Genomic DNA, 26,066 nt, shown 5'->3' with positions numbered 1-26,066 from the left:
GTTTAAAACAGCAAAGATGCCTGTGTTTTATTACACCTCCGGCGCACAAGTGACGCCAAATTGTCATACATTTTTTTGTCATTTCGACTAGCTAAATCCACCAACCCGCTCTACTGTTATTCTTATCAAAAAGCATTCATTATTTGGCGAGTTGCCGAACATTTAACTAACTTTAAACCGATGTTGGCTGGGTGACTCCGCGGTAAACATAATAAAAACCGCATAGAAAAGCGGGCAATGTACGATTACCGCCAGTAGGAAGCACCCTTACTTTTTAGACAGACAAGCGTTAGCTCAGTAAGGGGTAAAAACTATGACGTTGGGGTTTAAATCACGCATTATGGTGGGGGTCGGTCTGTTGGTTACCGTCTCTCTCGTGGTGTTGGGAACACTCAATACACTCTCGCTACGAGACAAAATGATTGAGTCTCTCACCACACAAACACGAAACAAACTTGATCACCATGTCACAGAGTTAGAGCAGTTGGTTACCTCTCAACTCTCGGCGATAGAAAAAGGTGCAAATCACTTTACGACGGGCCTCACGGCACAAGAAAACGTGGCGCAAGTGAGGATGTTGGCAGACACGGCCGGTATCGCCAATGTGATCATGACGTATGAAACCGGTGATTCGTTTATGTCGAATCATTCGGGCGATGGCATCACCACCAACCAATATAACTTCCGCGATCGCGACTGGTATCGGCAAGTCAAAGCCGATCAAGCCATTCACTTAACCGGTATTTACACCGACAAAGTGACTGGCGGTAAGGTGATCAGCGCGGTCGCCCCCGTGTTTGAAAATGGCCGCTTCATCGGCGCGTTGCTTGGTGACATTCCACTGGAAAGCGTGATCACTCAGGTAAGCAATATGCGCTTTGCCGGTGGTGCCGCGACACTGACCGATCAAAACGCAGTCTTTTTTGCCAGTGATGATCCGAATGATATCGGCAAAACGCCCTCTCAGGTCAGTGCGAGCTTTGGTGATATGGAAAAYATGTTCCGCACTGATGAGCAAGGTCACTTGAGCTTTCCCTATATGGGCATTAATTTTGATGGCTATTTCCAGCGCGTTAACCTCACGGAAAATCGCTATTGGACGCTGATGGTATTTGTTGATCAGCAAACCGCGTTGGCGGACATTCGCAGCGCTATAATTGAATCTTTAGTGACAGGGATCATCCTGTTGGCGCTGAGCTTGGCGGCGATCTATCTGATCATCAGCTACTCATATCGTCCACTGCTCAAGCTGAAACAGGCAGTGTTAGATCTCTCTAAAGGGAGCGGCGATCTCACCGCACGACTGGAGGTCAACGGCAACGATGATTTAGCCCAAATCAGCCGCGGCTTTAATACCTTTGTCGAGAACCTGCAAAATATGATGCTGAAGGTCTCCCAAGCCAGTCAAATGATTTCGAGTAACATCACCCAGCTGTCGCAAAACACCCAAGAAAACGAGGCTATCCTAGAGGCGCACTCGGCAGAAACCGAACAAGTGGTGACCGCGATTACTGAGATGAGTGAGAGTGCGCGCAGTATTGCTCATAACGTCTCGCAGTCGAATGACATCACAGAATCGGCCAGTAAAGAGGCCAGCCAATCGCTTGGAGTGGTAGACAATGCCGTCGTCACCGTGAGTGCGCTGGTAGATGAAGTGGAAGATATGTCAGCCCGAATCACCAGTATGAATCAGGATGCAAACAAAATTAGCGACGTGCTCAATGTGATCGGGGAAATTTCCGAGCAAACCAACCTGCTTGCACTCAACGCCGCGATTGAAGCCGCGCGGGCCGGTGAACAAGGCCGTGGGTTCGCGGTGGTCGCCGATGAAGTTCGTGCCCTCGCCGCACGCACGCAAAGCAGCACGACCGAAATCTCAGATATGCTGACTGCCCTTCTTGATGGCACATCGAGCGTGGTTGAGGCGATGGGGAAAACCAAAGAGCAGTGTCAGAGCACGGCGGATAAGACGTCGGAAGTCTCAAACAGTTTGACCATCATGAGCGCCTCCGTGCGTGAGATTGATGATGTCAGCACCCAAATCGCGACCGCGACCGAAGAACAAAGTGCCGTGGCGGAGGAGTTGAGTAAAAACATGCTCTCGATTCGCGACATGGTGAGCAACTTAGTCAACAGCGGCAAGCAAACCGTTTCCGCGACTGACTCATTATCACAATCGAATCAAGAGCTTGATCGCTTAGTGTCGAATTTTAAACTGCAGTAGTTTTGCACGGAGTCAGTTTTAAACTGTAAAAGCACCTTCACGCCTTATTCGGTTGTTCTTATCGTCAGGCAGGGTTCCCTGCCTGACTTCGCAGTTGGAGACGTAGTTATGTCTAGTGACCACCCCGGCGGCTATGCCATCACCCCCACGTTTGCTAAACATTACCAAACCATGCGGGCGCATTTTTTTAACCGAGACCCGAACCGCTGGCCTATTTATCGTACCCCGGGTTTAGCCCAGTGGCTTGAGCAAGGTATGCTCCCCGCGCCAACGTCACCCGATATACATTTACTTGAGCAACAACATGTGCCAAGCCACAGCGATCTGAGTCATCATATTTTTCCGCCGCTTGCTTTACACGCGGCAACACACTCCAAAGATTGGACTGCACCGCAAGCGGTCGAAAATGTGATTACTGCGCCCTGTGACCCTGCCATTCATGGCGCACTGCTGGCTACTTTGGCCAATCCAAACTTGGTGTATAGCGAATACGCGGGGTTGTCGGTAGAGCTTGAGCAAACTATCGTCCGCCAAGTCGCCAACTTGATTGGTTATGATGACCAACGCGCCACGGGGCTTTTTACCCAAGGTGGCACCTTTGGCAACCTTTACGGTTACTTGCTTGGGCTGAGAAAACAGTTTCCGCTGTCTGGACAGCGTGGTCTGCAAGGGCAAGACTTTCGGATGATTAACTCATTGGCCGGTCACTATTCCAACATGACGAACCTCGGCCTGTTAGGGACAGATATTCCTAATCAAGTACTTCGCGTCAAAGTCGATGCGCGTAACCGCATGGATTTGGATGATTTTGCCTACACCTTAAATAGCTGTTTGGCGCAAGGGCTAGCAGTTCCCACCATCCTACTCACCTTTGGGACCACAGACACTTTTGCGATTGATGACATCGAACGCGTGTATCAGATCCGAGAGCGTGCTTGCCAGCAATATCAAGTCGACAGCAAGCCTCATATCCATGTGGATGCGGCCGTCGGTTGGCCACTGATCATGTTCAATGATTACGACTTTAACGACAACCCGCTCGGCATTAACACCGTGACCGCGCAAAAGCTCGCTGCCTTGATCCCGCGGATCCGTGGTCTGCGTTATGCCGATTCCATCACGATCGATTTCCAAAAATGGGGATTTGTCCCTTATACCTCCAGTTTGGTGATGTTCAAAAATAGCGAAGATATGGAATGCCTCAAACAAGACCCTCACTATTTCTCCTATTTTGAAGCGAGCAAAACCACCCATACCCATCTGCAATCTACCATCGAGTGTTCTCGCGGTGCAGCGGGTGCTTATGGTGCATACTGTGCGCTTAATATGCTGGGCAAGCGAGGCTATCAGACCATGATTGCGCATGGCTTACAAAATGCGGAGTATCTGAAGGGACGATTGAGCGATTTACCTTATTGCAAGGTAGTAGCGCGAGATAACTTGGGGCCCACGGTGGCCTTTCGCCTGTATCAACCCGCTGATGACCTCGATGTGGATACCCTGTTCGAGCGTGAACAAAAACTCCACCAGTTAGGCGCGCGTATCGACAGTATTACCCAGCACAGCTTATTTCACCGCGAGCACTTTTTGGCTCGGCAAGGCCGAAAGCTTCATACCAATTGGGTTGAATCCATTGCCCACACGGAGTTCGACACCGATGGTCAGTGCTTGTTTATTCCCGGCGAAAAAGCCGTATTCCTTAATCCGTATACCGAGCAGCGCCATATCAGTGAGTTTGTCGATACCCTAATGGCAACGGAGACTGAACAGCCCGCTTGATCGCGGGCTTACCAACGCCAAAAGTGCGGCATGAATAGGGCCAAAACGGTGAAATATTCTAACCGCCCCAGAATCATTGCGGCATTAAGGAACCAAATACCGGTGTCACTCACCGGCTGGAAGTTGCTGCCAACCTCACCAAAACCTGGGCCCAATACATTGATACACGCGACGACCGCGGTAAATGCAGACCAAAAGTCGAGGCCTGTCATCATCATCAACAAGGTGAAAACGCCAGTGGTCAGCGCAGCCAGCGACATAAAGGCCATGACCGCTTGCGTCACGTCGTTGGATACGACTTTGTCTTGATAACGGATCGGCAGCATCGCTGAGGGGTGAATCAATTGGTGTAACTGGCGACGAATAATTTTAAACGTGATGATATCACGAATAATTTTGTTCCCGCCGGCGGTAGAGCCAGAGCAGCCGCCCAAATAGGCACAGAACACCAAGAACAATCCCGTCGCCGCAGGCCAAGAGCTTAAATCAGCAGCACCGAACCCCGTGCTGGTAATAAAAGACACCACATGAAACGCGGCAAAGCTTAGAGAAACCCATACCGATTCATAGCGTGATTCACCGTATAAGTATAATCCCAACATCAGGGATAAGCAGGCAACGACAATGAGGAAGACCCGTGACTCTTCATCGTCGAAATACAAACGCACACCCCGCCAACCGATGCGAAAAATACGAAAGTGCAAACCGAAGTTGATCGCGCCAAGCAGCATAAAGACATTGGAAATCATCAACATCAAATGGCTTTGAAAGTGCCACATACTGGCATCATGGGTCGAGAAGCCACCGGTTGAAACGGTTGAGAAACTATGGGCAATGGCATCGTAAGCACTCATCCCCGCCAAATAATACGCAAGGGCACACGCTAGCGTGATCACCACATACACGCCCCATAAATAGTGGGCCGTTTTGGAGATCCGCGGGGACAATTTCTCGTCTTTGATTGGTCCTGGGGTTTCTGCTTTTAACAGCCGCATCCCGCCCACGTTCAACATGGGCAACACCGCGACCACAAAGATAACCACACCAAGCCCCCCCATCCATTGTAAAAACTGGCGATACAACAGAAATGAGGCGGGCATATCGTCCAGCCCGCTGAGTATGGTGGCACCAGCAGTGCTGAGTGCACTGATCGACTCAAAGGTGGCATCCGAGAAGTTCACCCCAGTCACCAGTTTGATCGGGATCCCACCCAATATACCGACCAAAATCCACGTAAAGGTCGAGAACAATAAAGCATCACGGAAGGTGACTTGGCTTAACTTACTTTTGCGAAATAGCCAAGAGATAACCAAAGAGGCCATCATCATCAGTAAAGAGGGATAAAAAAACTGTGTCGACACATGATCGCGAAATAGGAATAGCGACAGAAGTCCAAACACAAATTGAACAATACCCATCCATAAAACAGGCATGCCCAATAGACGCAGTGTGTTTTGAAAGTTAATCATGACATGGGAAACTCATCATTAACGCGCCAGTGGCCTGCAGGCCCTTCGAACCACTCGCGTTATCACGCCATAAAGGCGACAACGGTAAAAGTGCACATTAAACCGCGCACCGTTAAAAGTATATAGCTGGCACATCGGGAATGTCCCACAATGCCACAGGCATATCAGCGTCGTTAATACCCTGCCAACAAGGCATTACGTCGCAGACATGGATCAAAAAAGCCGGGCATTGCTACCCGGCTTTCTATTATTTACTGCGCTTGGCGACGCTCACCGCGGAATGAGCCGCGATCATTGCCACGGTCACGGTTGAAGCGACGTTCGCCACGACCACGGTTGTCACGGTCTTGACGACCACGGCCACCGCCATTGCGATCGCTTGGGCGACGGTCACGGATCACATTGCCTTCAACGCGTTGTGCGTTGGTTTCTTTCTGGCGAATACGTAGCTTCTGAAGCTGTGCAAAGACTTCTTTTGGCATGGTCTTAGGCAACTGTACGTAAGTGTGTCCCGGTGCCAGTTTGATCGCACCAATGTTGTTTTTGTCTAGACCTAGCTCGTTAGCAATCGCGCCCACGATGTCTTTAACTTGTACGCCTTGCTCACGACCCACGCTTAACTGATAGGTATCCCAGTCTGCAGGGTTGGTTTCACGGCGGTCACGACCATTTTGGCGATCGTCACGACGACGCTCACGACGTTGGCTTTCACGTTCCATCGCCGCAATCATTGGATCAGGGCCTTTGTAGAACAATGGACGCTTGCCTTGCTGACGCTGAAGTAGCATCGCCGCTAAGGTAGTCGCATCAACTTCGATGTCGTTTTGTAGCTGTTCAATCAAGCTGACGAAAGGTGCGATTGAATCAGCATCTTTTTTCTCAGCCAGTTCGCTAGCCAAACGGGCTACGCGAGATTCCGCTACTTTATCGCGGTTCGGCAACTGGATTTCGTCCATGCGCGTCTGCGTGACACGCTCAATGGTACGCAGCATACGCATCTGGTTGGTGCGTACCAACAAGATCGCTTTACCTGCACGTCCAGCACGACCGGTACGACCAATGCGGTGAATGTAAGATTCAACATCAAACGGAATGTCATAGTTAAAGACATGGGTGATACGTGGCACATCAAGACCACGCGCGACAACGTCAGTTGCCACCAAAATATCAATCACGCCACGTTTGATRTGGTCAACCGTACGCTCACGTTGAGATTGTGGAATATCACCGTGCAGCGCAGCGGCTTTAAAGCCACGTGCAGACAACCAGTCCGCAAGACGCTCGGTATCTTGACGAGTACGAACGAACACAATCGATGCGTCTGTGTCTTGCGTTTCCAAAAGACGGCTCATCGCTTCGTCTTTTTCTACGCCTTTCACGACCCAGAATTGTTGCTCAACTTTCTCAACCGTACGGTTGCTTCCCGCAACGTCGATGCGAGCAGGCTTACGCAAGAAACGATCAACGATTTGTTTAACGATTGGAGGCATGGTGGCAGAGAACAACACGCGTTGTGCCGATTCAGGCGCTTGCTCCATGATCCAAGTTACGTCGTCTACGAAGCCCATTTTGAGCATTTCGTCAGCTTCGTCGAGAATAAAGGTATGTACTTCATCCAGCTTCAAACGATCGCGGTTAATCAAATCTTTCACACGACCTGGGGTACCCACGATAATGTGCGCGCCGCTTTTCAGCGCTTTCATTTGATCAACGATCGAAGCACCACCGTAGATCTCAAGAATTTTGAGGCCTTTGATGTTTTGCGCCAAGGTTTTCATCTCGGCAGCAACCTGAATGGCCAACTCGCGAGTCGGCGCCATCACGATGGCTTGAGGTTTATGCTGGCTTAAATCAACTTTGTTCAACAGCGGCAAAGAAAACGCCGCGGTTTTGCCCGTCCCCGTCTGCGCTTTACCTAGCGCATCACGGCCTTCTAGCAGCACAGGAATAGACGCAGCTTGAATCGGTGTTGGCGATTCAAAGCCCATGGCGTCAAGTGCAGATAAAAGGGTGTCGGCCAGATCTAACTGGCGAAATTTGGTTACAGATTCTTGCATTGGGATCCCAATCTATGAGTGTAGCGAAACGGGGCCCCTTCAGCGTTCTGCTCAACCAGCTACACTGCTCTTTCACAGTGTAAGTCACCAGCGCCACGGGCCTCGGTAATTAAGGGTGTGCATTCTGCGCTATTCAGGCGAAAAAAGCCAGAAAAAGTTGAACAACTTCACAAATTTTGCCGCTTTCGCGCACTCATGTGGCACATTGTTTATCTCGCATACAATCCCTGTATGGTTACGCATCAACCGATTACCGGCGATTCACTTGGATCCACGACATACCACACCATCGATAGCAATTTCCGGTCACGGGTTGGTTTTGCGTGAGCGAATACGTATAGTGTGGCGATTCGAAAACCGAGACCGATGTTATGTTTCAAGACAATCCCCTGCTAGCGCAACTTAAGCAACAGATCCAAGAAACCCTGCCCAAGAAAGAGGGAACGGTAAAAGCCACTGAAAAAGGCTTTGGCTTTTTAGAAGTGGACGATAAAACCAGCCTCTTTATTCCACCACCGTATATGAAGAAAGTGATGCACGGTGATCGTGTTGAAGCCTTCATTCGCACAGAAAAAGAGCGTGAGGTCGCAGAGCCAGATGCCTTGGTTGAGCAGAGCATTGACCGCTTTATTGGTCGCGTCCAGTGGATTCGTAACCGTCTTAACATTGTGCCGGATCATCCGCAAATCAAAGATGCGATTCGTGCCAAAACCCAGCGCGGCTTATCGCAAGACGAGCTCAAAGATGGCGACTGGGTTGTCGCATCCCTGATCCGCCACCCACTCAAAGGCGACGACAACTTCTTCTGCCAAGTCAGTGAAAAAATCACCGATGCAAATGACAAGATTGCACCTTGGTGGGTCACGCTAGCAAAACATAACTTACCAAACCAAGAGCCTGCGCCTAAAGAGGCATGGGCGATGTTGGAGCAAGGTTTAGAGCGCCGCGATCTGACCGCGCTTCCCTTCGTGACCATTGATAGCGAATCGACCAAAGATATGGACGATGCGTTATATGTAAAAGCCAACGAGCAAGGCGGCTTTACCATGACAGTCGCGATTGCCGATCCGACTGCGTATATCGATGCGGATGACGACCTTGACCAAGTGGCTCGCAGCCGCGGCTTCACCATTTACTTGCCTGGTCGCAACATCCCAATGTTGCCTCGCGATCTGAGTGACGATTTGTGTTCACTACGTGCCCACGAAAAACGTCCGGCGCTTTGCTGTACCTTCAATATCGCTGCCGATGGCACCATTGCCGATGACGCCGAGTTCTTCTCTGCATGGATCCAATCACACGGCCAGCTAGCCTACGACAAGGTGTCGGACTACATCGAGCAAGGCGAACAGGCGGCATGGCAGCCAGAGAGCAGCGACATCGCGGATCAAATCCATCAGTTGCACCAGTTTGCACTTGCCCGCATTGAATGGCGTGAAACGCATGCGGTGACCTTCCCCGATCGTCCTGACTATCGCTTTGAGCTCAGCGAAGATAACGATGTGATCGCGATTCATACTGACGCGCGCCGCATCGCTAACCGTATCGTTGAAGAGGCGATGATCAGCGCTAACATTTGTGCAGGTCGCAAACTGCGTGAATCCTTCGGTTTCGGTATTTTTAATACTCACGCAGGCTTTAACAGTGACAAGCTGAACGATGTGGTCGAGTTGGTCAAAGCCCATGACGGAGACGCCGAGAGCGAGAGTTTGGCAACCGTTGAAGGCTTTAGCGCATTGCGCCGTTGGTTAAACAGCCTCGACACCACCTATCTCGACAACCGCCTGCGTCGTTTCCAAGCGTACAGTGAAATTGGTCATGAGCCTGCTCCTCACTACGCGATGGGCCTTGATGTCTACGCCACATGGACATCGCCTATCCGCAAGTACGGCGATATGATTAACCACCGCTTACTCAAAGCGATCATTCGCGGCGAAACCGAAGCCAATGCCCCTGCGGATACGGTCGGTGAAGAACTGGCTGGTCATCGCAAACACCACCGCATGGCCGAGCGCGATGTCGCTGATTGGCTGTACGTCCGTTTGTTGAAGCCAGAAGTGGAAGCACAAACCCGCTACACAGCGGAAATCTTTGATATTAACCGCGCGGGTATGCGTGTTCGCCTACTCGAAAATGGCGCACCGGCGTTTATTCCATCGTCGCTGATCATCGATAACAAAACCCGCATTGCCTGTGATAAAGAAACAGGCACAGTGACCATTGATGGCAACGTTGAGTTTAAGCTTGGCGACAGTCTGGAAGTGGTGATTGCGGATATCAAAGAGTCTACGCGCTCCATTGTGGCAAAACCAACCCAAGTGTTTGCGCTGCCTGAACAAGCGAAAGACGAATAATCTCACCCTCTTTCTTGTGGCTCGCCACGGCGAGTCCACTCCCCTTCAAAGCCAAGCCTTACCGCTTGGCTTTTTTATTGGGCGTATTGCGCTTGAAATGATAAGTTAGTCATTAGTTTCCCGCTATCTAACGGCAAGGCGCCAAAGTAATCGAGCCACAATCTCATCGATAACGAGCCTTGATGGCGCATCGGAGGAAAAAGCACAAGGCTGGTCACAGTCTGTTTGTTTAAGGCTCTGAATTTGGCACTCTTTCACTATGCGCACACTATGATAACTAAAACACAATCATTGATTTTTCACACTCGCCACGCAGTATATAAGGTGTCATGGGGCTGTTACATTCACCGTTAGCACGTTTGGGCGTGCCGCTACTTATCTTCCTTGTTTTTGCTGCAGGTTATCACCCGTTGCTGGCCTCGCTTTCGCCATACCTAAACTTACTCTATGCCGCGCCCTTCTATTTATTATTTACTGCCCTGCTATTAAGTCACTTGTTCAAGAGTGCGCGTGTTGGCATGACTGTGGTGATATTGCTTATTAGCTACACCGTCATTTTAACCCGGCTGCAATCACCACTGACTGATGGCACAACCTATTTGGAATATGTACTTCTGGTTGTATTGTTGCCGATTAATTTGCTCTATATTCGCATCACCCGCGATAGAAAGCTGACCTCGCTGTTTGGCTTGTTATTCTTTGCCGCGATGGCACTCGAGATTGGCTGGGGCGCTCTGTTAGTGATGCAATATGGTGAATTGGCGACCTGGCTGTATCAGCATCCAGTGTTTGTGCGCATTCCCGCCTTTAGCCCACTCCCCCTACTTTTGATCGTGATGCTGCTAATTGCACTGTGTATGGCCGCGATACGTGTTTTACATAAAAACAGTGTCGACGATCATGCCACCTTTATCGCGCTCACCTGTACATCGGTCACGGTGATCTTTTTTGATATGGCCTATGTGTCATCGTTTAGTTTTGCCATTGCCGGCTTGCTCCTCATTGCCAACCAAGTCGCGTTTAGTCATCAATTAGCCTTTTTAGACGGTTTAACCGCCATTCCAAGTCGTCGGGCACTGCAAGATGAGTTAAAGCACCTCGGTCGCCGTTACACCATCGCCATGCTCGATGTGGATCACTTCAAGCGCTTTAATGACACCTATGGCCATGAAACCGGTGACGATGTGTTAAAGCTGGTGGGGAGTTTGCTATCACAATGCGAAGGTGGCGCAACCGCTTTCCGCTATGGCGGGGAAGAATTTACCCTTTTATTCAAGGGGAAAACCACCGATCAATGCCTGCCTTTTCTTGACGCATTGCGAGAGGATATCGCCCAGTACCCGTTGGTACTTCGTGAAGAAAACCGTCCTACCAACCCGAATGAAGGCAAGCAAAAACGAGGGCAGAAAAAAGACACCGCAACCGTTCATGTGACTGTGAGTATCGGTTTCGCCGATGCCTCGCAAGCCAGCCAACCGGATGAAGTGTTGCAACTGGCCGATCAAGCACTGTATAAAGCTAAACAAGCGGGAAGAAACTGTATTCGAGGAAGCGAATGATAAAGCTGGGGTTAGTGTGTACCTTCATACTGTTGCTAAGCGCATGTAGCAGCTCACTATCCGATCCGGACTCAAGCACAACGCCCGTCTCCTCGGCTCCCTCACACTCCGCAAGCAGCCAAGCATTGCACTACGCACTGACGCAGCACTATCAGCAATGGCAAGGCACGCCTTATCGTTGGGGAGGTACCTCACGCCAAGGCATCGATTGCTCGGCCTATACCCAGCGCGTTTATCGTGATGCGCTATCCACGCCCTTACCGCGCACAACCCATGGCCAAGCGAAGGGCGGCTATCCGGTTGATTATAAGGATGCCCAATTAGGTGATTTGGTTTTCTTCCACATTCGCCCCGGCTTGCGACATGTTGGTATCTATCTCGGCAACCAGCAATTTATGCATGCGTCTACGTCACAAGGCGTGACAGTGTCACGCCTTGATAATCCGTATTGGCAAGCACGCTTCTGGCAATTCCGTCGTTATTTCTGAGGCGGGGCTTTTACCGACTCAGCCAGATCGCAACAGGGTTGATAACGCGGACAAGTGACCACGTGATCATTGACCATGCCAAGCGCTTGCATCAGCGAATAGCAAATCGTCTCGCCCACAAATTTAAACCCACGCTTTTTTAAAAAACGACTCATGGCGCGGGATTCGTCGGTCGCGGTGGCGACATCGGCATCCGATTGGTGGTGGTTCACGATCGGTACACCGCTAGTAAACTGCCACAGCGCCTTCGCCAAGGATCCATACTCTTCCACTAGCGTCACCGCCGCTTTCGCATTGGTAAACACAGACGCCACTTTCAAGCGATTACGGACAATCTCGTGGTTGGCCATGATCTCAGCAATATTCGGCTCAGCCACGTTTGCCAGTTGATAGAAATCGAAATCAGTAAAAGCGGCTCGATACGCGGAACGCTTTTCTAAAATCAGCCGCCAACTTAATCCTGCTTGCGCGCCCTCTAAACAAATGAACTCAAAGATCGCTTGATCATCAAATGTCGGCACGCCCCACTCGGTATCGTGATAATGCTGCTCCGACTCACTCTGTTGTGCCCATTGGCAAGGTTCCATGACAATTTCCCTCAAAGTTGGTTGCATGATGGTAATGCATTTGTTCCGATTGTCCGCGATTTTGTTGTTCATGCCACGAAATCAGCGAGTTAACTCGGTATAAATCTGTCGATTTCGTTAACATGTCGCTATCTTTGATCGCTACAAGTCCATGAAACGTAACATACTCGTTGTTGTCAGAGTGCATTCACTCTCAGTGGTAACCATAAAGGAAAACACGTGACAAAAAAGCATATTCTTATCACAGGGGCAGGACAACGGATCGGCTACGCGCTTGCTTGTCACTTTCTTACGCAAGGGCATCAAGTCACTGTGTCGTATCGGACACCGCGTCCTCAAGTGAGTGAGCTTATCGAACGAGGCGCCCACTGTATTCAGGCGGACTTTTCTACCGATGCCGGCATCCACGCATTTATCCAAGCCATTGACGCGCACAATCCGGTATTTGATTGTTTAATCCACAATGCCTCATCATGGGACAGTGAAAAGCAAAGCCAAGATTTCGCGGCTTTGTTTGACAGCATGATGCAAATCCACGCCAAAACGCCTTATCTGATCAATATGGCGGCAACCAGATGGATGAATAGCGGCGACATTATTCACCTGACCGATTATGTGGCCCACAAAGGTAGCGCAAAACACCTTGCCTATGCCGCGAGTAAAGCCGCGCTTGAAAACCTCACCCTATCGTTTGCTCAACAACTCGCCCCCGACATCAAGGTAAACAGTATTTCCCCCGCGCTTATCATGTTCAACGACAGTGATGACGATGCCTACCGTGAGAAAGCGCGCAAAAAATCGATTTTGGGCACAGTGCCCGGCGAGCAGGAAGTGATCAACGCCTGCGACTTTATTCTTGCCAGTCAGCATATGACGGGCCAATCCCTTAAACTCGATGGCGGACGCCATTTAGCGTAATTGCCTAACTGGAAAGCACAATGATGAATGACGCTGTGATCAAAATTACCAATCTACGTTTGCGTACTTATATCGGCTTTAACCCCGAAGAGCAGGAAAAGAAGCAAGACGTGGTGATTAACGTAGAAATTCACTATCCCGGCCACAAAGCCAGCCAAGAGGATAATGTTGACGACGCACTGAACTATAAAGTGATCACCAAAGCGATCATCGACTATGTTGAGAATGGCCGCTTTTTGTTGTTGGAAAAACTGGTCGCCGGCGTGCTCGACATTGCACGCGATCACCACTGGGTGCGTTACGCCCAAGTGACTATTGATAAGCCGCATGCGTTAAGGTTTGCCGACTCCGTCTCACTAAGCCTCAGTTGGACAGACCGCGATTCGTAACCGCGTAAAGAGTTCGTTAGAATAATTCGAACATCTTGTTCAAGGTAACTTGGTTCTGAATCCCATTTTACCTTATATACTGTGTTGGAATTGTTATTAGGACAGGGACTATGACAGCGAAAACGAGTTACGATCCTGTAATGCGGGTGCTGCACTGGCTTTCTACTCTGGTCATTATCGGCTTGTTTGCCGTGGGCCTGTGGATGGTCGACCTTAGCTATTACAGCAGTTGGTATCAAACCGCCCCACATTGGCATAAATCCATTGGGATCTTGCTCGCTGGCGCCACCATACTGCGCTTAGGATGGAAAATCACCCATACAATGCCTAAGGTTGAGGGCAAAGCATGGGAACGCAAAGCAGCGACCGCAGCACACCACACGATTTACTTGCTCCTCGCAGTACTGYTTGTGTCTGGGTATTTAATCTCTACCTCAGATGGCCGAGGTATCGACGTGTTTACTTGGTTTACCGTGCCAAGTGCAGGGGAGCTTTTCCCTAATCAGTCGGATATCGCAGGTGACGTACACTATTATGTTGCCATTACCCTGATTACCTTAGCCGCTGTTCACGCACTGGCTGCGTTAAAGCACCATTTTATCGACAAAGACAATACGTTACGGAAGATGATCGGAGGAAACCCGAAATGAAAAAACTCATGTTAGCCATGGGAATTAGCGCCGCGACACTCTTATCTGGGCCTGCATTRGCAGACACTTATATGATTGACACCAAGGGCGCACATGCCTCTGTCAACTTCAAAGTGCCTCACTTGGGCTACAGCTTTATCAAAGGTCGCTTTAACAAATTCGATGGTCAGTTTGAATTTGATCCCAACAACATTGGCGCGTCTAGCGTAACAGTGACCATCGATACCACCAGCTTGGACTCCAACCAAGCCGAGCGTGACAAGCATATTCGTAGTGCGGATTTTCTCAACGCGAGCAAGTTTGGCCAAGCCACTTTTGAGAGCACTAAGGTCACAGATAACGGCGATGGCTCAATGACCATTGCAGGCGACCTCACCTTGCATGGGCAAACCAAGCCGATTGAGATTGACGCTGAATTGGTTGGCCACGGCGATGACCCATGGGGTAACTACCGCGCAGGCTTTATGGGCAACACTCGCCTCGAGCTCGCTGATTTCGGCATTGCCACTATGGGTCCAGCCACGTATGTCGATATGGAGCTGCACGTAGAGGGTATCCGCCAATAAGAGAGCAATCTTTCTCTCCCTCAAATCCATACGCCCCGGCACCTGCTGGGGCGTTTATTATCGATCCCTAAAACATTCACTATACTGATGAAAAACGGCGCCTTGGTCTGGCGATGATATCCATTGATCGATAAGGATACCTATCTATGAGGCTCATCTCTTTTAAGCGTCTTTCCCTCTTTTTTGCTTTCTGTCTCATCACACTTCCAGCACAAGGGGTGATGAAGATTATTACCGCAGTCAACGACGCTTGGCCTCCTTACGTCACTCGAGATACAGCTAAACCGGGCTTTTCTGTTGAAGTAGTGACCGCTGCCCTCTCTACCCAAGGCTATGATACCAAATTCTTACTCTTCCCTTGGGCGCGCGGCTTGTACGAAGTGAGAAATGGGCGAATCGATTTAATCACCACCACTTGGTACACAGACGCACGCAGTGAATTTCTGCTCTACAGCGAACCCTATTTCGCCACCAATATCGATATCATGATGCGAAAAGATACCTTTTTTGACTTCAAAGGTCCCAAAAGCCTTATTGGCAAACGCATCGCCAGCGTACGCGACTACGGCTATGATTCATGGTTTTTAGATGCAGATTATTTTCAACGAGTAGAAACCACCTCACTGATGTCTAGCTTGCAAATGCTCGCTGCCGGTCGGGTTGATATGGCGGTGGGCAATCGCTTTGTCATGCAACACGAGCTCGAACCTTTAAACCTAAATACCGATGATTTTCACTTTTCTCCCACCCCGATGTTCAAACAGCACATCCATGTCACCGCCGGCAAAGCCAACCCTAAAGCGCAAGAATACATTCAAGCCTTTAACCGCGGGTTGGAAATAATCAAACAAAATGGCACCTTTGACGATTTGAAGCAAAAATACGGGCTGCTCTTACCAGACGATACCACTGCAGAGTGAAACCCTATCGTCATAGTTGCTCGTTAGGATGCCTATCAATGTCTCATTACATCAGTTTGGCTATGACTTCTCCGATTAACATTGCATTCTTCGACTTAGACGAAACACTGATTGCCACCGACACCAAACAAGCGTGGCTGGAATACCTTTGTCAGTGCGACCTTGCCCCGCAAAACGTGGTCGACCAAGAAAAGCGGGCGTATCTGGATTTTAAAAAAGGCCGCATCAACCTTGAGCAATATATGCAAGTGCAGTTGAGCCCAATCAAAGGAAAATCCACTCAAACCGTGGCTGCATGGGCGACCGACTTTATCGATCGGCGCGTCGCCCCTGTGGTGGTGCCACAAGCGTTAGAGCGCATCGAGTGGCATCGCAACCGTGGCGATCATTGTGTGTTGGTATCAAATACCGCCGCACACTTGGCAAGGCCGATTGGCGAACTACTCAAACTCGATACCGTGATTGCGATTGAGCTTGAAACATTRAATGGCGTGTATACAGGCAGCATATCCCATTGCGTGCGTGATTTTCGTGGTAAGCATGACTACATGCAGGCATGGCTATCTGACCGTCATGACACGGTCGGCCACACATACGGTTACAGTGATTCGCACTGGGATGTCCCCTTGCTTGAGCAAGTCGACAGCGCCTTTGCGGTTAACCCTGACCCACACTTAAGCCTACACGCCCAAGAAAAAGATTGGACCATTATGGAATGGGCTCGCTACGACACCATTCGTGATTAGTAAAAGATCACAGGAAGCGTGACGACAGGGCACCTCATGTGCCCTTTTTAATAACACTCACTTGAGAATGATTATCATAACCGTTATCTTTAACGTATGATCGGCTGGCGACCTCACGCCGTAGTCACACGCATAATGAACGAGATTAACGCTTATGAGAAAACACCTGCTAATTATTGCGGCGCTCTTGCTCTCTCCACTGGCGCACGCCGACCAATTAAAACACGCGGACAAGTTAAAAGTGGTGACCAGCTTTACCATTCTCGCTGATATGGCTGCCAACGTAGCGGGCGAGCATGCCGAGGTAGTGTCCCTTACGAAACCCGGTGCTGAGATCCACAACTACCAACCCACCCCGGGGGATATTCTGCGCGCGCAAGGTGCGGATGTGGTGATGTGGAACGGATTAGGCTTAGAGCGCTGGTTCGAACGTTTTTTCCAGCACATCGATAAAGTGCCGAATGTGATCTTATCTGAGGGCGTGGAGCCGATTGTGATTGCCTCGGGCCCGTATCGCGGCAAACCCAATCCGCACGCGTGGATGTCGCCTTCGGATGCAATGCGATACGTTGATAACATCGAGCAAGCCCTGATTAAGTACGATCCTGCCAATCAAACGCACTACCAAGCCAATGCCAAAGCCTACAAGGCACAAATTCAAGCCGTGTTCGCGCGTGCGCAAGACGCGCTATCCGCTGTCCCCGAATCCCAGCGTTGGCTAGTAAGCAGCGAAGGCGCTTTCTCTTATCTGGCGCGTGATTTAAACCTCAACGAAGCCTATTTATGGCCGATAAACGCTGAGCGTCAGGGCACACCGCAACAAGTTCGCGCGCTGATTGATACCGTACGAGAACACCAAGTGCGTGCTGTATTCTCTGAAAGTACCGTGTCTGATGCGCCCGCTAAACAGGTCGCCGCGGAAACCGACGCGCACTATGGCGGCATTTTATATGTCGATTCACTCAGTAGCGCTGACGGACCCGTGCCTGACTATCTATCCTTACTGACAGTGACCACAGAAACCGTCTTAGCGGGGTTGCGCCATGACGCACTATGATTTAACCGACGACACGCCCAGTGTGTTAGATGTCAACGAGGTACGTGTCGTCTATCGAAACGGCCTGTGTGCCCTTGAGCACGCCAGTTTCTCACTGCCAGCGCAAACCATCACTGCCTTGGTGGGTGCCAATGGCAGCGGCAAATCCACCTTGTTTAAAGCCATCATGGGGTTTGTGAATCCAGGCAGTGGCAGCATTGCGGTCAACGGTACTCCCATTAAGCAAGCGCAAAAAGCAGGCTTGGTCGCTTATGTCCCTCAATCCGAAGAGATCGATTGGTCGTTCCCGGTGTTAGTGGAAGATGTGGTAATGATGGGCCGCTACGGCAAGATGTCATTTATGCGTCGCCCCAAAGCGGCGGATCATCAAGCGGTGAATGAGGCCTTGGCCCGCGTTGATATGAGTGCATTTCGCCAGCGCCAAATTGGCGAACTGTCCGGCGGACAGAAAAAACGCGTTTTTCTCGCCCGCGCCTTGGCTCAGCACAGCCCGCTGATTTTACTGGATGAGCCTTTTACTGGCGTAGATGTCACCAGTGAAGAGTCAATTATGCGTTTGCTGCTCGAGCTCAAAGACGAAGGCAAAACCATTTTAATCGCCACCCATAACCTTGGCACCGTGCCCGACTTTTGCGATCGCACCGTGTTGGTCAATCGCGCGGTGGTGGCAGGCGGACGCACCGAACATGTGTTTACCACCGAGAATCTCAGTGCCATTTTTGGCGGCAAACTGCGCCAGTATGTCATGCCTAGCGATCAGCTCCACCAAGACGCCGATCCGCGCGAGCTATCGGTCATTTCCGACGACGAGCGGCCTTTGGTGGTGTATGGCAAGCGCGAACAAAGCGCGCAGGAGCGCCGCGAATGAGCTTACTYGATCCCCTCGCCTATCAATACATGCAAAAAGCATTGCTGGTCACCACCTTGATTGGCGGCGTGTGCGGCTTACTCTCCGCCTTTTTGATGCTTAAAGGCTGGTCGCTGATGGGCGATGCCCTTTCCCATGCGATTGTACCGGGCGTTGCCGGCGCTTATATGCTAGGCCTGCCCTTTTCGCTCGGTGCCTTTGTTGCCGGCGGCATGGCCGCGAGCGTGATGCTGTTTTTGCATCAACGCAGTCACATCAAACAAGATGCGATCATCGGTTTGATTTTTTCGAGCTTTTTCGCCTTCGGCCTGTTTTTAGTCTCCATTTCGCCCGTCGCGGTCGATATTCAACAAATTATGCTGGGCAACTTGCTCGCCATTGCCCCACTCGATGCGGTGCAAATGCTGATCATTGCCTTGGTGAGCCTCACCGTACTGGCGGTGAAATGGCGTGATTTTATGCTGACCTTTTTTGATGAAAGCCACGCCCGCTGCATTGGTTTACCCGTGGTGGGGCTTAAAGTGCTGTTTTTTGCGCTGCTCAGCGCCTGCACCATGGCGGCACTTAAAAGTGTCGGTGCCTTTTTGGTGATTTGCTTGGTGATCGCCCCCGGCGCCACCGCCTATTTATTGAGTGATCGCTTCGGGCCCGTGTTGGTGCTAAGCGGTGTCATCGGCACACTCACCTCACTGTTTGGGGTGTATATCAGCTATTTCGCCAACCTTAACGCCGGCGCACTGATTGTGCTGGCCCAAGTGGGACTCTTCCTAGCCGCCTTTGTGTTTGGCCCCAAACACGGTTTGCTCGCGCGGCGCGCCAAACGTCAGGAGGCACTGCAATGAATCCGTATCAACTGACCTTTATGCAAGATGCACTGCTCATGGCGATTCTGGTGGCACTGCCCTGCGCGCTGCTTTCTTGCTATTTAGTATTAAAAGGCTGGTCGTTAATTGGCGATGCGGTAGCTCACGCGGTGCTGCCGGGATTGGTACTAGCAAACTTATTTGGCCTGCCGCTGATTGTCGGCGCGTTTGCTGCGGGCTCCGCATGCGCCACTAGTGTGCATTGGCTCAAACAAAATAGCCGTGTGAAAGAAGACACCTTGCTGGGGATTGTGTTTTCTGGCTTTTTCGCGCTGGGGCTGATTTTGCAAGGCCAGTTCCCGTCTGATTTGCACCTTGACCATATTCTATTTGGCAACCTATTGGGAATTAACCACCAACAGCTGCTTACCGCCGCCATTACCGGCTTAGTCGTGCTCGCGCTCGTGCTGCTTAAAGGGCGAGATTTAATGCTGCTATCGTTCGACCCCGCGCAAGCCAGCGTGCTCGGGCTCCCAGTACAAAAACTTCACTGGCTCTTACTCTCGGTGATGATTGCCACCATTGTTGCGGGGTTACATGCAGTAGGGATTATCTTAGTGGTGGCGATGTTGATTGCACCGGGCGTTACCGCCTTTATGCTCAGCAAACAATTTAGCCGCATGTTATGGATTGCCTGTGCAATTGCTTTAGTCACCGCCGTGGGCGGCGTCACCCTGTCGTTTTACCTCGACAGCGCACCCGGCCCAACCATTGTACTGCTACTCACCGGCTGCTTTGTGGTGACCTTTGCGTGGCAGCAATATCAAATCCACCGTAACCAACAGCGCCCACAGCCGACGCAGCAAGCAACAAAAGCAACGCGCCCATCCACCACTCATTCGGCGCAATCACACTAATTGGCATCGACGGACACAACCGCATCCCAACCTCAGCAGTGCGCGAGAAAGAGCTCGCGCACATTGCTCGTCGTATAGGTTTTATCGCCCATGGCCGTCATCTTGCCTTCACGCACGCCAAATACCATAATTAGGTATATATTGGTATCAAAGAGTTCTAACCATGGCAAAGAATACAAGTATTACCCTAGGTGAACACTTCGATGGCTTTATCGCTAGCCAAATCGAAACAGGGCGTTACAGCTCGACAAGTGAAGTCGTTCGCGCCGCACTGCGTTTACTCGAAAACCAAGAGACGAAACTGCATACACTACGTCAACTTCTCGTAGAGGGCGAACAGAGTGGCGATGCGGAGTATGACATCGATAGCTTTATCCACGAAATCGATGCCGAAGATACGCAATGAAGCCATTTACGCTGACTATCGCCGCCAAAACGGACTTAAGGAATATCGCGTTGTTTACCCAGCGTCGCTGGGGAAAGGGGCAGCGCAATCTATATGTAAAACAGTTCGATGACACCTTTTGGTTATTGGCTGAAAACCCAGACATGGGGAAACCGTGTGATGACATCCGATCAGGGTATCGTAAATTTCCTCTTGGCAGCCATATTGTTTTCTATCAACCCAAGGGTAATCATCACATTAAAGTCGTTCGAATCCTGCATAAAAGTATGGATGTGAATCCAGCACTGGGTGTTTAGTCCACCGTAGTCACTTATACGTTCTCTATCGACGGACACAACCGCATCCCAACCAGAGCAGTGCGCGAAACGGAGCCATAGCCCCAATCGCGCACCGCCCCACCAACCCAACTCTCCTTGTGTTCTAACCAACTTCTTGTACCCACCTCACAAAACATGGTTTATCTAACACTTTAGACAACAGCGCACGAAAACCAAAACAGCCCTTGATACACTAATCGCAAATCTGCCAATTCAATGGCGTGTTAGGTGCCGACAACTGACTGGCGGTAGCATGGCAAAAACATAGGATGGTTAACCTGTTTATCGGCCAGATAAACGCAAAGCGTGCGCGTTTATCCGTGATAGATGCACACTATTTCTTTGGGTAGAGAGAGGCATTAGAGACGATAGGTCTAATTGATAACACCCAGTTAAGTAAGAAAGAGTGCGTATGACAGTTTTTGAGGAATCGAGCATACGCATTAATACAATGTTAATCATAAAAAGGAATCTAGCCATGGCTGAGAATGCCGAGCCGAAGGTATGCGGAATCGTAATGCCAATATCAAGTATCGATGGATGTGCTGAAGCACATTGGTCCGAAGTACTTGAGATTATAAACGAGGCAATAGATGATGCTGGGTTTGAAGGGAACTTGGTAAGCAATGCGGATGAGGTGGGCATAATCCATAAGCGGATAATACAGAATCTATACGACAATCCAGTCGTTGTATGCGATGTAAGCTGTAAAAATCCGAATGTTATGTTTGAGTTGGGGCTCCGACTTGCGTTTGATAAGCCTACCATAATAATAAAAGATGATGAGACCTCGTATTCTTTCGATACTTCCGCAATAGAGCATCTAGAATACCCGCGGGACTTGAGATTTAGTCAGATAGTAGAGTTTAAGCAAAAACTATCGGAAAAAATAAAAGCCACCTTCAAAAAGGCTACAACCGATCAAAACTACACTACATTTTTGAAACATTTTGGCGAGTTCAAAGTAGCTAAACTAGAGCAGAGAGAAGTCTCTGGCCAAGAATACATCCTAGAAGAGTTAAAAAGCCTTCGAAGGTCTGTGCAAAGAATGGACAGGACTAGGATGTCAAAAAGCTATTTTCGCGAGCATTTGGATAGAGACATAGATATTTGCTTGGGTCATGGAGATAAACCAGAACTCAAAGAAATGATGTCTATGCTTATCTCCCATCCAGCATTACGAAACGTAGGAATTGCAGAAATGGACGAGGACCACCACCATTTTTTCGCAGATGTTAAACCAGAATTTCCAGTAGAAATTATCCAAGAAGAAGTCGAAAGCCTTATTGGCCGTAACTCGAGCAAGATGGCCAGAAAACGAGCCATCAAAAGGGAAGCTAAAAATGGTTAAAAAGCATTGCAGCGGACAAGCCGCTGAATGCGGCTACATGGATTCCCCCTTCGTCAAGCATCCGCGAAGCGTATTGAGTTTGGTTTGGACTGCCGCTCTACATTCGGCCTTTTACTGACTCACGTCATGGCCCTGATGACATTGCGCGGTTGCAGTGCCTAATTCGTTAGAAGGCATCAAGGTGCCCGCCGCATTAACAGGCTCTCTGCAAATGGTTTTCACCGATACTCATCAACTTGCGTGTGCAATGACCCGGTTGGTGTATTTCTCCTTACGACAGCGACGAGTTAGGCCGCGTAGTCTTGATAATCTGTTTGATGGTGCAATAACGCCCACACAATACGTGCATTTTTGGCTGCGAGAGCGACAATGGCGCGATTCATGCCACGTCGCTCAAGGACATTTCGCCCCCAAACACTGAGCCTATCTTGTTTATCGCCTAGGTTCGTGATGACGGCTCTCGCGCCATGCACTAAGAGTGTTCTGAGATATTTATCTCCTCGTTTACTAATACGACCTAATCGCGGCTTTCCTCCGGTTGAGTACTGTTTGGGCACTAATCCAAGCCAGGCCGCAAAGTCTCTACCGGAATCAAACTGCTCGCCTTTTCCGATAGTAGCGATAATCGCCGTTGCTGTTTGTGGACCAATGCCGCGAACATTAAGAATACGCTGGGCATTAGGGCTGGCCTTGGTCACCATATCGAAACACTGCTCGGTATCGTCGATACGCTGATTAAGTGTTTGTAGGTGGTCAAAACAATCTGCCACGACAGCACGAGCAATATCAGGCAGGCCATTTTCTGCTGCCTCGAGAATRAGTGGTACTTGACGGTGAACGGCGGCTCGTCCTGTTGGAATAATAATGCCGAACTCTGCCAGTAATGCACGAATACGATTAATGAGGGCGGTACGTTCATTGACCCAATGTTCACGTACACGATGAATNAGCACGAGCAATATCAGGCAGGCCATTTTCTGCTGCCTCGAGAATAAGTGGTACTTGACGGTGAACGGCGGCTCGTCCTGTTGGAATAATAATGCCGAACTCTGCCAGTAATGCACGAATACGATTAATGAGGGCGGTACGTTCATTGACCCAATGTTCACGTACACGATGAATCGCGAGAATCGCTTGGCGTTCGGGTGATTTAACAGGAATGAACCGGCTGTTTGGACGCTGAACAGCGTCACAAATGGCAACGGCATCGTTCAGGTCATTTTTTCCTCTTRTGCGATAAGGRCCGACGTACTTTGCGGCCATGATGCGGGTATCGTGGCCGAGCTTGTTGAATTCTCTGGCCCAATAATGTGCCCCACTACAGGCCTCAATGCCTATGCACATCGTAGGCATATTTGCTAATGTAGCCAGTAGCTTAGCGCGTGAAACAGATTTATGGAGAATGACTTTTCCGTGGTCATCCACCGCGTGAAGAGAAAAGTGGTGCTTGGCGAGATCAACGCCACAAAAGAATTGAGTAGACATGGTTACCTCCGGTATTAAAGGCCGCACCTCAGAGTGGCAGATCTTCAAGAGGGGGAATCCATGTCATTCGTTATANCCCAATAATGTGCCCCACTACAGGCCTCAATGCCTATGCACATCGTAGGCATATTTGCTAATGTAGCCAGTAGCTTAGCGCGTGAAACAGATTTATGGAGAATGACTTTTCCGTGGTCATCCACCGCGTGAAGAGAAAAGTGGTGCTTGGCGAGATCAACGCCACAAAAGAATTGAGTAGACATGGTTACCTCCGGTAATAAAGGCCGCACCTAAGTGTGGCAGATCTTCAAGAGGGGGAATCCATGTCATTCGTTATGTGATTAGCAGGAATCTATGGAATTTTACAATTTAGAAAATGTAATTTTGAAAATTCTCAAGAGAATAATGCTTTTGGCAATTGGCTCTGGGTTGCTCGGTAATGCTATGTATATCTATGGTTTAGGATATTATCAAGGATATGTGGAAGCGCTTGGGTTCGAATACAATCTTTTTCCGATTGAATGGAAAGACACATTGCTGTGGACTTATGCCGCTAGCAGAGAGCTAGGCGTTAGTTCAATTGAATTTATGAATAAATTCACGTCTTCTGCCTTGCTAATCCTTTTGCTCTCTGTATATCTAATTTCCAGAATTTGGATGCAGTTGTCAAAGATTCAATCTGATAACAGCCAAGGAAAAACAAGTGGAAAAGTTAATTTTAAGTTAGCGAAAAAAATCTATAATCTCAGGCAAAACCATATCTGGATATACCGGTTAATTTATGTTCCATTCAATTGGCTCCTTCTTAAGGAACAGTCTTTTATTGCCTTTGCTGCATCATATTTTTTCATGGTATTTCTGATTTTTATACCCTTATTTATAATTATATGGATATATTTTCCTCTGCTCGGTGTTAATCACGGAGAGTTGGTGGCTCAAAAAAGGCTTAAATATTATGAGAATTTCTTATGTGGTGATGCTGGTGATTATTGGAGCCAGTGTTTAGAGATTAATATCTCTGAATTGAAAAACCATAAAGGATTAACTAATCCAATAGGCAGAGTTATATTCAAGAATGGAACACTTATCGCTATTCTTACTAAAGAAGGTCCAATAACTTTATCTATGCCACAAAGATACTATTACAAACCAGATAAAAACCCATGCTACCGTAATGGCTGTAAAGACTCTAAAAATTAATCACATAACAAGTCAAGCAAGAACGTCGCCACAAGCGGTGCCTCCTCTTGAGGCGTAATACCTATAATTAAAATTTTCTTAGCTTCATATCAAAGGAAAAATTGTGGAAAAAGTAGTAAAAGCAAGTGATGTTTTTAAAACTTCTAGAGGACTACCTCTAAATTATGTTACAAGGAATCATACAGACCAGCGTTTTATCGATTCTTTGACCGAGGATTCACATCTAGTGATCCACGGCAGTTCGAAACAGGGAAAAACTTCTTTGAGAAAGTCTAATCTTCAAGAAGAAGACTATATTGATCTTACGTGCTCTAATAATTGGGACTTACAAGATTTACATATATCTATTTTAAAAGAAGCAGGGTATTCGATTACTATTTCAGAATCAAAAACCATAAAAGGAAAGAGCAAAATAAGATTAAAGTTTGACATTCCCTTTATTGGAGGAGGTTCAGGGGATGTTGATTATGAAAAAGCCAAACAAATTAACAAAAAAAATTTAGAGCTAGACCCTAGCGACGTTAATGATGTCATAAGAGCATTAAGAGAAATTTCCTTTGAAAAATATGTAGTGATTGAAGACTTTCATTATCTTCCCGAAGAAACACAAGTTGATTTTTCTGTCGCATTAAAAGCATTCCATGAAGCATCTGATATTTGTTTCATTATCGTAGGTGTTTGGCTCGAAGAGGATAGACTCACCGTCCATAATGGTGACWTAACAGGGCGTGTTATTTCAATTAATGCCGATCTATGGACTCCAGAAGATCTTGATGAGTTGTTTTTTAATAGTGAATCCTTACTAAATATAAGTTTCTCAATTGAGTTCAAAAACCAAGTTAAGGAAAACTGTAACGACAGTATATTTCTAGTCCAACAGTTATGTCACGCGGCTTGCAAAACTTTAGATATAACAAGTACATGCTCAGCAGTTAAAACTGTTGGAGAAGGGTTTGATA

General features: G+C 48.9%; 23 protein-coding genes and 3 pseudogenes. 20 read left to right on the top strand and 6 right to left on the bottom strand.

The window, feature by feature from the left end; genetic code table 11:
* Positions 1–313: 313 nt before the first annotated feature.
* Complete coding sequence (locus tag BZJ19_RS11285; protein WP_077675705.1) at positions 314–2,224, top strand: methyl-accepting chemotaxis protein; 1,911 nt, start codon at positions 314–316, stop codon at positions 2,222–2,224.
* Between the two features lie 108 nt (positions 2,225–2,332).
* Complete coding sequence (locus BZJ19_RS11280; RefSeq protein ID WP_077675704.1) at positions 2,333–4,003, top strand: pyridoxal phosphate-dependent decarboxylase family protein; 1,671 nt, start codon at positions 2,333–2,335, stop codon at positions 4,001–4,003.
* 8 nt (positions 4,004–4,011) lie between these two features.
* Here the strand turns inward: BZJ19_RS11280 and BZJ19_RS11275 are convergent, their stop codons facing one another.
* A complete protein-coding gene (locus BZJ19_RS11275) occupies positions 4,012–5,472 on the bottom strand; it encodes a TrkH family potassium uptake protein (RefSeq protein ID WP_077675703.1) in 1,461 nt (486 codons plus the stop codon).
* A 251-nt stretch (positions 5,473–5,723) separates the two neighbouring features.
* Positions 5,724–7,529 (bottom strand): DEAD/DEAH box helicase, encoded by a 1,806-nt coding sequence (locus tag BZJ19_RS11270; protein WP_077675702.1) that lies wholly within the window; start codon positions 7,527–7,529, stop codon positions 5,724–5,726.
* 371 nt (positions 7,530–7,900) lie between these two features.
* On the opposite strand from BZJ19_RS11270, the gene BZJ19_RS11265 reads away from it, so the two are divergent.
* The 3 genes from BZJ19_RS11265 (at position 7,901) to BZJ19_RS11255 (ending at position 11,930) form a co-directional block, all read left to right on the top strand.
* Complete coding sequence (locus BZJ19_RS11265; protein WP_077675701.1) at positions 7,901–9,883, top strand: exoribonuclease II; 1,983 nt, start codon at positions 7,901–7,903, stop codon at positions 9,881–9,883.
* 329 nt (positions 9,884–10,212) lie between these two features.
* Positions 10,213–11,442 carry a GGDEF domain-containing protein gene (locus BZJ19_RS11260; protein WP_077675700.1) on the top strand — a complete coding sequence of 410 codons (1,230 nt, stop codon included), beginning with the start codon at positions 10,213–10,215 and terminating at the stop codon, positions 11,440–11,442.
* Positions 11,439–11,930 (top strand): C40 family peptidase, encoded by a 492-nt coding sequence (locus BZJ19_RS11255; RefSeq protein WP_077675699.1) that lies wholly within the window; start codon positions 11,439–11,441, stop codon positions 11,928–11,930. The genes BZJ19_RS11260 and BZJ19_RS11255 overlap by 4 nt, the downstream gene beginning before the upstream one ends.
* Here the strand turns inward: BZJ19_RS11255 and BZJ19_RS11250 are convergent.
* On the bottom strand, positions 11,921–12,517 hold the full coding sequence (locus tag BZJ19_RS11250) for a DNA-3-methyladenine glycosylase I (protein ID WP_077675698.1): 597 nt from the start codon (positions 12,515–12,517) through the stop codon (positions 11,921–11,923). The two genes, BZJ19_RS11255 and BZJ19_RS11250, sit on opposite strands and share 10 nt — an antisense overlap.
* 219 nt (positions 12,518–12,736) lie before the next feature.
* On the opposite strand from BZJ19_RS11250, the gene folM reads away from it, so the two are divergent.
* The 13 genes from folM (at position 12,737) to BZJ19_RS11185 (ending at position 22,425) form a co-directional block, all read left to right on the top strand.
* On the top strand, positions 12,737–13,435 hold the full coding sequence (gene folM, locus BZJ19_RS11245) for a dihydromonapterin reductase (RefSeq protein WP_077675697.1): 699 nt from the start codon (positions 12,737–12,739) through the stop codon (positions 13,433–13,435).
* 20 nt (positions 13,436–13,455) lie between these two features.
* Entirely contained in the window at positions 13,456–13,824 is a 369-nt protein-coding gene (gene folX, locus BZJ19_RS11240) for a dihydroneopterin triphosphate 2'-epimerase (protein WP_201249192.1), read from the top strand.
* A gap of 110 nt (positions 13,825–13,934) precedes the next feature.
* Positions 13,935–14,474 carry a cytochrome b gene (locus BZJ19_RS11235; RefSeq protein WP_077675696.1) on the top strand — a complete coding sequence of 180 codons (540 nt, stop codon included), beginning with the start codon at positions 13,935–13,937 and terminating at the stop codon, positions 14,472–14,474.
* Entirely contained in the window at positions 14,471–15,040 is a 570-nt protein-coding gene (locus BZJ19_RS11230; protein WP_077675695.1) for a YceI family protein, read from the top strand. Before BZJ19_RS11235 ends, BZJ19_RS11230 begins: the two co-directional genes overlap by 4 nt.
* Positions 15,041–15,186: 146 nt before the next feature.
* Positions 15,187–15,960 carry a substrate-binding periplasmic protein gene (locus tag BZJ19_RS11225; protein WP_077675694.1) on the top strand — a complete coding sequence of 258 codons (774 nt, stop codon included), beginning with the start codon at positions 15,187–15,189 and terminating at the stop codon, positions 15,958–15,960.
* Between the two features lie 38 nt (positions 15,961–15,998).
* The gene (locus tag BZJ19_RS11220) at positions 15,999–16,706 is read left to right on the top strand and encodes an HAD family hydrolase (RefSeq protein ID WP_077662495.1); all 708 of its coding nucleotides are present in this window, start codon (positions 15,999–16,001) and stop codon (positions 16,704–16,706) included.
* 154 nt (positions 16,707–16,860) lie between these two features.
* Complete coding sequence (locus BZJ19_RS11215; RefSeq protein ID WP_077675693.1) at positions 16,861–17,763, top strand: metal ABC transporter substrate-binding protein; 903 nt, start codon at positions 16,861–16,863, stop codon at positions 17,761–17,763.
* Positions 17,750–18,631, top strand: a complete 882-nt coding sequence (locus BZJ19_RS11210) for an ATP-binding cassette domain-containing protein (RefSeq protein WP_077675692.1) — start codon at positions 17,750–17,752, stop codon at positions 18,629–18,631. The genes BZJ19_RS11215 and BZJ19_RS11210 overlap by 14 nt, the downstream gene beginning before the upstream one ends.
* A complete protein-coding gene (locus BZJ19_RS11205) occupies positions 18,628–19,473 on the top strand; it encodes a metal ABC transporter permease (protein ID WP_074214347.1) in 846 nt (281 codons plus the stop codon). Before BZJ19_RS11210 ends, BZJ19_RS11205 begins: the two co-directional genes overlap by 4 nt.
* Positions 19,470–20,351 carry a metal ABC transporter permease gene (locus tag BZJ19_RS11200; RefSeq protein ID WP_077638882.1) on the top strand — a complete coding sequence of 294 codons (882 nt, stop codon included), beginning with the start codon at positions 19,470–19,472 and terminating at the stop codon, positions 20,349–20,351. Before BZJ19_RS11205 ends, BZJ19_RS11200 begins: the two co-directional genes overlap by 4 nt.
* 163 nt (positions 20,352–20,514) lie before the next feature.
* Positions 20,515–20,757, top strand: a complete 243-nt coding sequence (locus BZJ19_RS11195; protein ID WP_046075937.1) for a type II toxin-antitoxin system ParD family antitoxin — start codon at positions 20,515–20,517, stop codon at positions 20,755–20,757.
* Positions 20,754–21,053: a type II toxin-antitoxin system RelE/ParE family toxin gene (locus BZJ19_RS11190; protein WP_046075938.1), complete on the top strand. Its 300-nt coding sequence runs from the start codon at positions 20,754–20,756 to the stop codon at positions 21,051–21,053. Before BZJ19_RS11195 ends, BZJ19_RS11190 begins: the two co-directional genes overlap by 4 nt.
* A gap of 433 nt (positions 21,054–21,486) precedes the next feature.
* Positions 21,487–22,425 carry a hypothetical protein gene (locus BZJ19_RS11185; RefSeq protein ID WP_235608214.1) on the top strand — a complete coding sequence of 313 codons (939 nt, stop codon included), beginning with the start codon at positions 21,487–21,489 and terminating at the stop codon, positions 22,423–22,425.
* 287 nt (positions 22,426–22,712) lie between these two features.
* Here BZJ19_RS11185 and BZJ19_RS11180 read toward each other — a convergent pair.
* The 3 pseudogenes from BZJ19_RS11180 to BZJ19_RS17010 form a co-directional block, all read right to left on the bottom strand.
* A pseudogene (locus BZJ19_RS11180) lies at positions 22,713–23,369 on the bottom strand (IS110 family RNA-guided transposase); the annotation flags it as partial.
* Positions 23,370–23,376: 7 nt separating this feature from the next.
* Positions 23,377–23,910 (bottom strand): annotated as a pseudogene (locus tag BZJ19_RS11175) (IS110 family RNA-guided transposase); the annotation flags it as partial.
* A gap of 68 nt (positions 23,911–23,978) precedes the next feature.
* Positions 23,979–24,170, bottom strand: a pseudogene (locus BZJ19_RS17010) (IS110 family transposase); the annotation flags it as partial.
* Positions 24,171–24,261: 91 nt separating this feature from the next.
* On the opposite strand from BZJ19_RS17010, the gene BZJ19_RS11170 reads away from it, so the two are divergent.
* A complete protein-coding gene (locus BZJ19_RS11170; RefSeq protein ID WP_077675690.1) occupies positions 24,262–25,107 on the top strand; it encodes a hypothetical protein in 846 nt (281 codons plus the stop codon).
* A gap of 103 nt (positions 25,108–25,210) precedes the next feature.
* Positions 25,211–26,066: hypothetical protein (locus BZJ19_RS11165; RefSeq protein ID WP_201249191.1), on the top strand; the 856-nt coding region annotated here is incomplete at its 3' end.

Source organism: Salinivibrio proteolyticus (assembly GCF_001996165.1).
Lineage (GTDB): Bacteria > Pseudomonadota > Gammaproteobacteria > Enterobacterales > Vibrionaceae > Salinivibrio > Salinivibrio proteolyticus.
The sequence above is the reverse complement of the archived record's forward strand: the minus strand, read 5'-3'. Positions and strand labels throughout refer to the sequence as shown.